The sequence below is a fragment of the Streptomyces sp. NPDC096205 genome (assembly GCF_044763135.1).
Classification (GTDB): domain Bacteria; phylum Actinomycetota; class Actinomycetes; order Streptomycetales; family Streptomycetaceae; genus Streptomyces.
In genome coordinates, this window is the sequence record NZ_JBIWFS010000002.1 from 119507 (window position 1) to 130467 (window position 10961).

The 10961-nt window shown below is 70.8% G+C and carries 10 protein-coding genes; all 10 read right to left on the reverse strand.

The window, feature by feature from the left end; translation table 11 throughout:
* Window positions 1–14: 14 nt before the first annotated feature.
* Window positions 15–1514: a family 43 glycosylhydrolase gene (locus ACIQ6Y_RS06965; RefSeq protein ID WP_404033956.1), complete on the reverse strand. Its 1500-nt coding sequence runs from the start codon at window positions 1512–1514 to the stop codon at window positions 15–17.
* On the reverse strand, window positions 1511–2350 hold the full coding sequence (locus tag ACIQ6Y_RS06970; protein WP_404033960.1) for a PmoA family protein: 840 nt from the start codon (window positions 2348–2350) through the stop codon (window positions 1511–1513). Before ACIQ6Y_RS06970 ends, ACIQ6Y_RS06965 begins: the two co-directional genes overlap by 4 nt.
* Complete coding sequence (locus ACIQ6Y_RS06975; RefSeq protein WP_404033962.1) at window positions 2350–3492, reverse strand: Gfo/Idh/MocA family protein; 1143 nt, start codon at window positions 3490–3492, stop codon at window positions 2350–2352. Before ACIQ6Y_RS06975 ends, ACIQ6Y_RS06970 begins: the two co-directional genes overlap by 1 nt.
* The gene (locus ACIQ6Y_RS06980; protein WP_404033964.1) at window positions 3489–4781 is read right to left on the reverse strand and encodes a polysaccharide lyase family 1 protein; all 1293 of its coding nucleotides are present in this window, start codon (window positions 4779–4781) and stop codon (window positions 3489–3491) included. The genes ACIQ6Y_RS06975 and ACIQ6Y_RS06980 overlap by 4 nt, the downstream gene beginning before the upstream one ends.
* Window positions 4778–5653 carry a carbohydrate ABC transporter permease gene (locus ACIQ6Y_RS06985; protein WP_404036309.1) on the reverse strand — a complete coding sequence of 292 codons (876 nt, stop codon included), beginning with the start codon at window positions 5651–5653 and terminating at the stop codon, window positions 4778–4780. The genes ACIQ6Y_RS06980 and ACIQ6Y_RS06985 overlap by 4 nt, the downstream gene beginning before the upstream one ends.
* A gap of 14 nt (window positions 5654–5667) precedes the next feature.
* On the reverse strand, window positions 5668–6603 hold the full coding sequence (locus ACIQ6Y_RS06990) for a carbohydrate ABC transporter permease (protein ID WP_404033966.1): 936 nt from the start codon (window positions 6601–6603) through the stop codon (window positions 5668–5670).
* 75 nt (window positions 6604–6678) lie between these two features.
* On the reverse strand, window positions 6679–8400 hold the full coding sequence (araD, locus tag ACIQ6Y_RS06995) for an L-arabinonate dehydratase (RefSeq protein ID WP_404033968.1): 1722 nt from the start codon (window positions 8398–8400) through the stop codon (window positions 6679–6681).
* A complete protein-coding gene (locus ACIQ6Y_RS07000; RefSeq protein WP_404033970.1) occupies window positions 8397–9305 on the reverse strand; it encodes a dihydrodipicolinate synthase family protein in 909 nt (302 codons plus the stop codon). Before ACIQ6Y_RS07000 ends, araD begins: the two co-directional genes overlap by 4 nt.
* On the reverse strand, window positions 9302–9970 hold the full coding sequence (locus ACIQ6Y_RS07005) for a GntR family transcriptional regulator (protein ID WP_404033972.1): 669 nt from the start codon (window positions 9968–9970) through the stop codon (window positions 9302–9304). The genes ACIQ6Y_RS07000 and ACIQ6Y_RS07005 overlap by 4 nt, the downstream gene beginning before the upstream one ends.
* Window positions 9971–10080: 110 nt before the next feature.
* The gene (locus ACIQ6Y_RS07010; protein ID WP_404033974.1) at window positions 10081–10830 is read right to left on the reverse strand and encodes an MBL fold metallo-hydrolase; all 750 of its coding nucleotides are present in this window, start codon (window positions 10828–10830) and stop codon (window positions 10081–10083) included.
* Window positions 10831–10961 lie beyond the last annotated feature (131 nt).

Genomic DNA, 10961 nt, shown 5'->3' on the forward strand with positions numbered 1-10961 from the left:
ACGAATGCGGTGCGTTACTGCGGCGTGATCCTGAAGTGCGTGAAGGTGGCGGTGCCCGCGTGCCCCTGGCCGGCGGGCGCGAGGGCGACGAGGCCGAGCAGGGCACCGACCCAGCGCCACGGCGTGGCGGCGAAGACCTGCCCGGACGGCGTCCAGCCGTCGCCGAGGTCGGCAAAGAACCGGCAGCGGGCCCCGGCGCCGATCTCGATCCGCAGGCGCGCCCGCCCCTCGGGCGCGGGCCGGGCCCGGGCCGCGTCCCGCTCCCCGTCGGCGACGCCCTCGGCGAACCGGTGCACCAGCTCGGCCGTGCCGTCGGCCGCGCGCTGCAGCCCGATCCACGAGAAGGCGTCCCCGAGCACCGCGAGCCCGGCCCGCGCGCCCGGCTCCTCGCTGTCCAGGCGCAGCCCGACCTCGACCGTGCAGGGCATGCCGGGCAGGCGCTGGGTGAGGACGTTCGGCAGCCTGCGCAGGTCGTGCGCGTCGGCCGAGCGGACGCAGGCGAGCTTCAGGCCGTCGCCGGAGTGGTGGGTGGCCCAGCCGTCATGGGGGTTGGCGGTCCACTGCCACTGCCTGCCGAACCGGCCCCCGGGGAAGTCGTCGTCCGTGGCGGGCGCGGCGGGCGGCTGGGGCGGCAGGTCGGGGAGCTTGTGCACAGTGACCGGGGCCCCGTCGTCGCCCATGACCGGCCAGCCGTCGGCTCCCCAGCGCATCGGCTGGAGGTGGACGACCCGGCCGTACGCGCCGCGCTGCTGGAAGTGCACGAACCAGTCCTCCCCTGAGCCTGTGCGCACCCAGCCGCCCTGATGGGGGCCGTTGACGTCGGTGTCCATCTGCTCCAGGACGACCTTCTCCTCGTACGGCCCGAAGAACCCGCGTGAGCGGAAGGCGCCCTGCCAGCCGGTCTCCACTCCCCCGGCCGGGGCGAGGATCCAGAACCAGCCGTCGTGCTTGTACAGCTTGGGCCCTTCGAGGGTGAACCAGCCGGGGACGCGGTCGGCGTCCACGATCAGCGTGCCGTCATCGAGCAGCCCGGTGGCGTCGGGCCGCATCCGGTGGCCGGTGAGCCGGTTCTTCACCCCGGAGCGGGACTTGGCCCAGGCGTGCACCAGGTAGGCCTCGCCGGTGTCCTCGTCCCACAGCGGGCAGGGGTCGATCAGGCCCTTGCCCTCCTTCACCAGGTGCGGCCGGGTCCAGGGCCCCCTGATCTCGGGGGCGTTGACCTGGAAGATGCCCTGGTCGGGGTCGCCCCAGAAGATCCAGAAGCGGTCGTCGTGATGGCGCAGCGAGGGCGCCCAGACCCCGCAGTCGTGCCGGGGCCGCGCGAACTCCTCGGCGGGCTCCAGCCGGTCCAGGGCGTGGCCCACCAGCGTCCAGTTGACCAGGTCCCGGGAGTGCAGCAGGGGCAGGCCCGGGACGCGGCCGAAGCTGGAGGCCGTGAGGTAGAAGTCGTCGCCGACGCGCAGCACGTCCGGGTCGGACCAGTCGGCGTTCAGGATCGGGTTGGTGTACGTCACTGGGCGACCGCCTTCCGGATCAGCGCGGCCGCCTCGGTGCGGTCGAGGCGGCCGTCGGCGACGACCGTGACGACACGGCGTACGAGGGTGTCGCCGGGGGCGATCGCGACGCGCTCGGTGTGGGCGAGGGAGGAGCCGACGCCCGGGTACTCGGCGGTGCGCACGAACCAGGGGTCGCGGCGGGTGGCGTCGGTGGCGCCCGCGAAGACGAGCGTCCAGGTGCTGCCTGCGAGGGCCAGCCACTCGGCCGCCCGGCCGTGCACCTGTTCCTCGCCCGCGGCGTCGGGGGTGAACACCTCCGGCGCCTCGGCCTCCTTGCGCGCCCGCCAGAAGAAGCCTCCGTAGGCCGCGCCGGGGCGGCCGTTGGTGGCGGGGCTGCCGACGGACAGGGTGCCGGGGGTGGTGTTGGTCAGGGCGAAGGTGAAGTCCAACGCCCAGGCCGTGTCGCTCAGTTCGGTCGTGGCGACGGTACGGCGCTCGTGCAGCAGCTCGCCCCGCGCGGCGACCCAGCGCAGTTCCTCGACGAACCCGTCCGGGTCGCGCAGCTGGAAGGCGACGTGCCGCTGGGCGCCGTGGTTGTCCAGCTCGGTGGGGCCCTGGTCGCGCACGAAGGTGCGGCCGCCCCAGAAGTTGTGCCCCTCGACGTCGGGAACGGCGACACCGACGCCGAGGTGGTGCGGGTGGTCGGCAGGGCTCAGTTCGGTGACGGCCGTGCCGGCGAGGGTGGTGACGGGGTGCAGGTAGGGGCGCGGGGAGAGCCGGCCGGGCAGCTCGGGCCGGGTGACATAGCGGCCGACGGGGCGACCGGCGGCGCTCAGCACCGGGGACTCGGTCATCACAGGCTCACCTCGTCGGGGGCCGGGACGGCCCAGGGCGCGCCCAGTTCGGAGTAGAGGGCGAGGGTGTCGGCGCAGGCCGCGACCAGTCCGTCGACACCGGGCACGACCCGGCGCCGCTCGGCGGGCAGCAGCCGCCAGGCCGACCCGGGCAGCGCAGCCGGGTCGGGAGCCTGCCGGATCGCCTCGACGACCTTCATGAACGCGCCGGTCGCCTCCGGCGGGACCAGCAGTTCGGCACCGGCCGTGAGGTGGGCGGCGAGGTTCTCCAGCAGGTCGGTGCGGCCGTACTCGAACTCCTCCGGGCCGTGCCCGGCGCGCTGGAGCAGCACGCGGTCCTGCTTGTACCAGAAGGTGATCCGGCCCCGGCTGCCGTGCACCAGGACGTACGGCTCGTCGGGCCGCTCCGCGCACAGGGTCGCGGCGACGGCGACCGTGCGGCCCCCGCTGGTCGTGACGCGGACGCAGGAGGTGTCGTCGGCCTCGATGGCGTTGGCGTGCCACAGCTCGGTCTCGACCTCGGTCACGTCCTCGGCCCGCCCGGCGCCGGCCAGCGCGAGGGCGGTGGCGACGGCGTGCGCGAGGGGGTTGGTGAGCGCCCCGTCGATCACGTCGGCGCCGTTCAGCTGCCGTCGGCCGGCCCAGGGCGCCCGCCGGAAGTAGGCCTCGTCCCGCGCCCAGGCGCCCGCGCCCCCGACCCCGGTGACCTCACCGATCGCGCCCTCGGCGATCAGCCGGCGGATCGCGGGCACGGCGTGCGAGCCGAGCGACTGGAACCCGATCTGGCAGACGACCCCCGCCGCCGCGACCCCGTCGGCCATCCGCCGGAACTCGGCGTACGACGGTGCCGGCGGCTTCTCCAGGAGCAGGTGGACACCCCTGCGGGCGGCCGTCAGCGCCAGGTCGGTGTGGGTGGGGATCGGCGTGCAGACGACCGCGGCCTCGGCGCCGGTGGCGTCGAGCAGCGCACCGAAGTCGGCGGACTGGGCGGGCAGTTCGCCGCCGAACTCCTCCTCGGTGAGCGGGGTCAGCTCGCAGATGCCGGCGAGCCGGACGAGTCCTTTCGCCTGGAGCCGCCTGATGTTCTCGACATGCCAGCGGCCATGGCCGCGCGCACCCGCCAGCACGATGGGCAGGCTCATGGAATCCTCCCGGCGCCCGCGCCCTTGCGCACGGCCCGGTCGGCCGCCTGGGCGCTGTCGATCCCGCCGTGCAACACGGGCGTCCAGCCGACGTCGGCCGTCAGATCGCGCTCGCTGCCGGAGTTGTAGGTGTTGTGGATGGCCAGCAGATCGACGGGGAAGCCGTTGAACAGCGTGCCCCGCTGGTACAGCGCGCTGCCGTTCCAGCTCTTGACCAGGTCGGCGACCTCGACGTGCCCCGGCACGGTGAAGGCGTTGTTCTCCGCGTAGACGGCCGACTCGGTGCTCACGCCGATCGAGTAGCGGTAGTCGTGGGCGTCCTCGGGGACGACATAGCGGTTGTTGTAGAGGTGGACCTGCCCGAACCGCACGCGCGGTGCGCGCTGGACGACGGACTCGAACTGGTTGTGGTGCAGGGTGACCCGGAGCCTGCCGCGGTCGGCCGTGGCGGAGTCGCTGTTGCCGATGAGCATGGCCTTGTCGTGGCCCAGGAACCGGCTCCAGGAGACGGTGACCAGGTCGGAGGCGTTGGTGATGTCCAGCAGTCCGTCGTGGCGCAGGTAGTTGCGGCCGAAGTAGGCCGGCTCGTCCTCGTCCGGGTGGCCCTTGTCGCTCGCGGTGACATGGTCGACCCACACATGGGTGGCGCCGGCCAGCCACAGGTTGTCGTACGCCGTCTTCCAGTCGCCGAGGCCGCCGGTGTTGGGCTGCCAGACGGGGAAGCAGTCGTAGGCGTCGCGCAGTTCGAGGTTGCGGACGATGACATTGTCCGCGCCCCTGACCTGAAGGCTGGCGCCCTTCAGTACGGCGTCGTCCCCGAGCCCCACGATCGTGGTGTGGGAGCCGACGTTCAGCACGACCCGCTCGGCCTGGCGGGCGGCCGAGGCCTGGCGGGCCTCCTCCTGCGGGCCGCTGGGCTTGGCGGCGCCCCAGGTGCGGGGGTCGTAGGCGGCGAGGTACTGCTTCAGGCTGTAGCCGTCGGTGGCGTAGTCGTCGCAGTCCAGGCGGCGGCCCTGGTCGTCGGTGTTGGCGTCGATGGTCCCGGCGACCCGGATGATCTTCGGGGTGTCGCTGCCGCCGTCGAGGGCGCGCACGAGCTCGGCGCGGTCGGTGACGGTGAAGACATGGGCGTCGTCGGCGGCGGACCCGCCGGTGGTCCCGGAGCCGTACGCCGCCCAGCCGTCGCCGGCGGCGAGGGTGTCGCGGGAGATGTCCCGCCCGTCGGCGTGCGCGGGGACGCTGAGGACCGCCAGGAGAGCCAGCGGCACGAGAAGGCGGTGCTTCCTCATCCCTTCACCGCCCCCGCGCTGAAGCCGGTGATCAGCCACTTCTGGATGAAGGCGAACACGAGCACGACCGGCACGGCCGCGATGATGCCGCCCGCCGCCAGCGCCCCGAGGTCCACGCTGTCGGCGCTCATCAGGGTGTTCAGGCCGACCGGGATGGTCTGCTTGTCGGGGTTGTTGAGGAACATCAGGGCGAACAGGAAGTGGTTCCAGGAGTGCACGAAGGCGAAGGAGCCGACAGCGATCAGACCGGGCCGCAGCAGCGGCAGGACGATGATCCGGAAGGCCGTGAACCGGTTGCAGCCGTCCACCCACGCCGCCTCCTCCAGGGAGTACGGCACGTTCTTGATGAAGTTGCTGATCAGGATCATCGACAGCGGCAGCTGGAACACCGTCTCGGCGATGATGACGCTGCCCAGCGAGTTGATCATCTGCAGCTCGGCGAAGATCTCGAACAGCGGCACCAGCAGCAGCGCGCCCGGCACGAACTGGGAGCACAGCAGGGCCAGCATGAACGCCCGCTTGACCTTGAAGTTGAACCGGGCGAGCGCATAGCCGCCGGCCAGGGCGACGATCGTCGTCATCACCAGCGTGGCGAGGCCGACGAGCAGGCTGTTCTCGAAGTACGTACCGAAGCTCCGCTCGTTCCAGACCTTCTCGAAGTGCTCGCCGGTGATCGGCCAGGGCAGCAGCGAGGTGGAGCCGGAGGGGCGGACCGCGAACAGCAGGATCCAGTAGAAGGGGATGAGGGTGAACACCAGGTAGACCGACAGCGGCACATAGATCTGCCAGCGCGGGACCTCGTCCCAGGTGCGCTCTCTGCCGCTCGGGGCGTCGGGCGTCCGCCGCGGGACGACCACGCGAGTCTCGGGGATGGCCTCCTTGACCGTCACTTGTCCTCACCTCCGAACTTGCTCAGCCGCAGATAGACGATCGAGCAGAAGAGCAGGATCACGAACGCCACCGTGGTCAGCGCGGACGCGTATCCGAAGTCATGGGATTCGACACTGGTGTTGGCGATGTAGAGCGGCAGGGTCGTGGTCTCTCCCGCCGGGCCGCCGCCGGTCAGCGTGTACAGCAGGTCGACGTTGTTGAACTCCCACACCGCCCGCAGCAGCGTGGACAGGACGATCGCGTCCTTCAGGTGCGGCAGCGTGATGTGCCAGAACTGCTTGATCCGGCCGGCCCCGTCGACCTCGGCGGCCTCGTAGAGGTCCTTGGAGACGGACTGGAGGTCGGCGAGGATGAGGATCGCGAAGAAGGGCACGCCGCGCCACAGGTCGGCGACGATCGCCGCCGGGAACACGGTGGAGGTGTCGGACAGCCAACTGGTGCCGTAGGACCCGATGCCCATGTCGGCGAGGTAACGGGTGATGCCGGTCTGGGAGTTGTAGAGCAGCACCCAGATCGCGGAGGTCAGCACACCGGACACGGCCCAGGGCGAGAACACCAGGGCACGGCCGATCGCCCGCCCCACGAAGGTCTGGTTGACGATCAGCGCCAGCGCGAGCCCGAACAGCAGCTGCAGTGCGACCTCGACGAACACCCACTTGGCGCTGAAGGTCAGGGTCGACCAGAACTGCGGGTCGTCCGTGAAGATCCGGACGAAGTTGTCGAAGCCCGCGTACCCGTTCCGCCAGGGCTTGGTGGGGTTGTAGTTCTGCAGGCTGTAGTAGAAGACGCTGATGACGGGGTACGCGATGAAGCCCAGCATCAGCAGGGCCGCCGGCGCGATCAGCAGATAGGGAAGTCTGCGCGGTGTGGCGGAGGCACGGCGCCGCCTCGGTGGCGCGGGCGGTTTCGCCACGGCTGCGGCTTGGGCCATGACTGTTCTCCGTTCGTGTGCGTGTGAAGCGCTTGCCGGTAGTCGTTCGAAATATCGGCCAAGAAAAAGGGGTGTCTAGCCCGCGTACGGGTCCTGCACCTTGCCGGGCCGCGCGAGGAACTCGAAGTCGCAGCCGGTGTCCGCCTGGGTGATCTGCTGGTCGTAGAGGAATCCGTAGCCCCGCTCGTAACGGGCGGGCGGAGGCGTCCAGTCGGCACGCCGCCGCCCCAACTCCTCGTCGTCGACGTGCAGATGAAGGGACCGCGCCTCCACGTCCAGCGTGATGAGATCACCGGTCCTGACCAGCGCGAGCGGCCCGCCGACGTACGACTCGGGCGCCACATGCAGCACGCACGCGCCGTAACTGGTGCCGCTCATCCGGGCATCGGAGATCCGCACCATGTCCCGCACCCCCTGCTTGAGCAGATGGTCCGGAATGGGCAGCATGCCGTACTCGGGCATGCCCGGCCCGCCCTTGGGCCCGGCGTTGCGCAGCACCAGCACGCTGTCGGCGGTGATCCCGAGCGCCGGGTCGTTGATGGTGCGCTGCATGGTCCGGTAGTCGTCGAAAACAACAGCCGGCCCGGTGTGCTTGAGCAGATGCGGCTCGGCGGCGATGTGCTTGATGACAGCACCGTCCGGGCACAGATTTCCGCGCAGCACGGCGACACCGCCCTCACCGGCGACGGGATTCTCCCGGGCGCGGATGACATCGTCGTTGTGCACCTGAGCCCCCGCGATCTGCTCGCGCAGGGTGTCGTACGAGACGGTCGGCCGGTCCAGATGCAACAAGTCGGGTATCCGCGACAGGAACCCGGGCAGCCCACCGGCGAAGTGGAAGTCCTCCATGAGGTACGTCTGTCCGCCCGGCCGCACATTGGCGAGCACGGGCACGGTCCGCGCGATCCGGTCGAAGTCGTCCAGCGTGAGCCGGACCCCGGCCCGCCCCGCCATGGCGATCAGATGGATGACGGCGTTGGTGGACCCCCCGAGCCCGAGGACAGTGGTGACGGCATCCTCGAAGGCCTCACGCGTGAGGATCTGCGAAAGCCGCCGATCCTTCCGCACCAACTCCACGGCGACCATGCCGGCCTTGGCGGCCATCCGGTCATGGGCGGAGTCGACGGCGGGAATGCTGGACGCACCGGGCACGGTCACCCCGAGCGCCTCGGCGGCAGCAGTCAGCGTCGAAGCCGTCCCCATGGTCATGCAGTGCCCCGGGGACCGGGCGAGCCCGTTCTCCAGCTCCGCCATCTCGCAGTCGCCGATGAGGCCGGCCCGCTTGTCGTCCCAGTACTTCCACATGTCCGTACCGGAGCCGAGCACTTCATTGCGCCAGTGCCCGGGGAGCATGGGACCGGCAGGCACGAAAACGGCCGGCAGGTCGGCGGAGGCGGCCCCCATCAACAGCGCGGGCGTGGACTTGTCGCAGCCGCCCATCAGCACGGCCCCGTCCACCGGATAGGACCGCAGCAGCTCCTCGGTCTCCATGGCGAGCATGTTCCGGTACAGCATCGGGGTCGGCTTCTGGAAGGTCTCGCTCAGCGTCGAGACCGGGAACTCCAGCGGGAAACCGCCGGCCTGCCACACGCCCCGCTTCACGGCCTGCGCACGCTCGCGCAGATGCACATGGCAGGGGTTGATGTCGGACCACGTATTGAGAACAGCCACAACTGGCTTGCCCAGATGCTCCTCGGGCAGATACCCGAGCTGCCGGGTCCGCGCCCGATGGCTGAAGGACCGCAGCCCTTCGGTCCCGTACCACTGATGGCTGCGAAGCTCCTCCGGTCGCGTCATATGGACCACCCGGCAGCGATGGCGGCGACTTCGGCCCGCTCGCTCTCCGGCAGCGGCCGGCTGGGCGGGCGAACGTCACGCCGGCACAGCCCGAGCGCGGCGAGCGCCTCCTTCACGACGGTGACGTTGTTGGCGGAGGCGTCGGCGGCACGCAGCTCCTCGAACCGCCGGATCTGCTCCCAGACCTTCATCGCGGCCGCGTAGTCCCCGGACCGCAGCGCCTCGATCATGTTGAGCGAGACCGCGGGCGCGACATTCACCAGCCCGGAGGTGAACCCGGTTGCACCGGCGGAGAAATAAGACGGCGCATAGGGCTCGGCAAGCCCGGCCACCCACACGAACCGCTCCAACCCGGCATCACGCGCGAAGCCGGCGAACCGAGCGGCGTCCGGGACGGCGTACTTCACCCCGATGACGTTGGGACAGACATCGGCGAGCTCGGCGAGCCGAGCGCCCTCCAGCTGCGCGTTACGGATGTACGGCACGACACCCAGCTCGGGAACGGCCTCGGCGACCGAGCGGTGGTAGTCGACCCAGCCGTTCTGCGAGACGTACGGATGCACGGGCTGGTGCACCATGACCATCGCGGCACCGAGGTCCCGGGCATGCCGGGCGGAGGCGACGGCGGTGGGCACGTCATGCCCCACCCCCACGAGCACCACGGCCCGGTCGCCCACTTCCTCCATGGTCAGCTCGGTGACGAGACGGCGCTCCTCGGGAGTCAGCGCGTAGAACTCGCCGGTGTTGCCGTTGGGGGTCAGAGTCCGGACGCCACCGTCCAGCAGCCGACGCAACAGAGCCCGGTAGGCGTCCTGCTCCACCGCCCCGTCCTCGGCGAACGGGGTGACCGGGATCGCCACCACGTCGGCCAGGGCCGCCCGTTGGGTCTCGAACGTCGTTGTCATGCCTGACCGTCCTCTCCCTGGGCCTCGCCGGCCGTTTCCGGGAAGGCCCGTAGCACGAACGACGCGATGTGATCGTGAAGCGCACGGGCGGCACCGTCGGCGTCGCCCGCCAGGGCGAGACGCAGGATCTCCTGATGCTCACGGGCCTCCCGCTCCCACGAAGGGGAGGCGGCCCAGGCGACGGCTGACACCAGGGCTGCCTGGTCGCGCACCTCGTCGAGCATCCGCCCGAGCAGCGGATTGCCGCAGGGCAGATACAGGGCCCGGTGGAACTCCCGGTTGGCCAGGGAACGTTCGGCGGTGTCACCGGCGTCGTCGGCACGCGAGAGCGCGGCACGCGCGGCGTCCAGCGAGGCCCCTCGCCGCACCGCGCGCCGCAGCGCCTCGGGCTCCAGCAGCAGCCGCACGTCGTAGACCTCGCGCGCCATGTCCGCATCGACCATGCGCACCGTGACGCCCTTGTACTGGCTCATCACGACCAGCCCGGTCCCGGCCAGCGTCTTCAGCGCCTCCCGCACGGGGGTCTTCGACACCCCGAACTGGGCGGCGAGCTCGGTCTCGACCAGTGCCTGACCAGGCGTCAACCGACCAGTGAGAATACGGCGTTTGATCTCCTCCAGCACGAACTGCGTGCGGGAGGGGATCGGCGTGGGCACAGAGGTCATGCGCGCCTCTCGGATCTGACGTATCGCGTCTCATATATGACGTACGAAGTACGACGCGACGAAGCTAGAAGCGCACCCAGGTTTCGTCAATGCTTCTGACAAAAGAAAGTTCAGACGGTCCGGGTCTCCCCTTCACGGGCCATGGACGTCGGTCCCCCGAACACGGCAGCCGCCCGCTCGACCGCCTCCTCCCGGTCCAGCGACGGCCCGACATGCGTGACGAGCAGCTCCCGAGCCCCCTTCGCGCACGCCCCGGCGTCCTCCGGCGTCAGATGCACCTGCCGTTCGCCTTCGCGACCGCGGTCGATGTCGGCCTCGCACACGAACAGATCCGCGCCCCGCGCCAGTTCCCCCAGCGCGTCACAGGGCCCGCTGTCCCCCGAGTACGCCAGCACACTCCCCTGGCACTCCGCCCGCAGCCCGTACGCCTCCACGTCGTGCACCACGGCCCGCGCGGTCAGCGTCAGGTTCCAGTGCCGCACGGAATGCCCGTCGTACAACGGCCGGAAGTCGAACACGTCCCTCAGGAACTCCACGTCCGTCCGCCCGAAGAACCCCGCGATCCGCCGGTCGCACCCCTCGGGCGCGTACACCGGAACGGGGCCGGCCAAGGTGATCCCGCCGTACGCGAAGGCGTAGTGCGCGGCCAGCAGATCCGCGCAGTGATCCGCATGCAGATGCGACACCCAGATCGCCGTCAGCCGCGCCGGATCCATGTGCCTCCGCAACTCCGCGAACGTCCCGAACCCGGCGTCCACCCATACCTCCGCCCCACCGCCGCGCAGCAGATAGCCGGACGTGGGGCGGTCCGGCCCCGGGTGCGGAGATGCGGTACCGAGCACAGTGAGGCTGAGGGGCATGCCCCGGAGCGTACGTTTCCCTCCGGGGGTTGGCCGCGCATTTGGCGTGCCGCCGCGCCTCCCCGCCATCCCACCTGCCCCCTTCCCGCCGTACGCGACCGCGGGCCGCCGTGGGCTGATCGCGCAGTTCC

What these genes read in the sequence shown, in the direction of transcription:
- ACIQ6Y_RS06970 (WP_404033960.1), bottom strand. Translation starts at nt 2,350, where the DNA reads ATGACCGAGTCCCCGGTGCTGAGCGCCGCCGGTCGCCCCGTCGGCCGC.
- ACIQ6Y_RS06975 (WP_404033962.1), bottom strand. Translation starts at nt 3,492, where the DNA reads ATGAGCCTGCCCATCGTGCTGGCGGGTGCGCGCGGCCATGGCCGCTGG.
- ACIQ6Y_RS06980 (WP_404033964.1), bottom strand. Translation starts at nt 4,781, where the DNA reads ATGAGGAAGCACCGCCTTCTCGTGCCGCTGGCTCTCCTGGCGGTCCTC.
- ACIQ6Y_RS06990 (WP_404033966.1), bottom strand. Translation starts at nt 6,603, where the DNA reads ATGGCCCAAGCCGCAGCCGTGGCGAAACCGCCCGCGCCACCGAGGCGG.
- araD (WP_404033968.1), bottom strand. Translation starts at nt 8,400, where the DNA reads ATGACGCGACCGGAGGAGCTTCGCAGCCATCAGTGGTACGGGACCGAA.
- ACIQ6Y_RS07000 (WP_404033970.1), bottom strand. Translation starts at nt 9,305, where the DNA reads ATGACAACGACGTTCGAGACCCAACGGGCGGCCCTGGCCGACGTGGTG.
- ACIQ6Y_RS07005 (WP_404033972.1), bottom strand. Translation starts at nt 9,970, where the DNA reads ATGACCTCTGTGCCCACGCCGATCCCCTCCCGCACGCAGTTCGTGCTG.
- ACIQ6Y_RS07010 (WP_404033974.1), bottom strand. Translation starts at nt 10,830, where the DNA reads ATGCCCCTCAGCCTCACTGTGCTCGGTACCGCATCTCCGCACCCGGGG.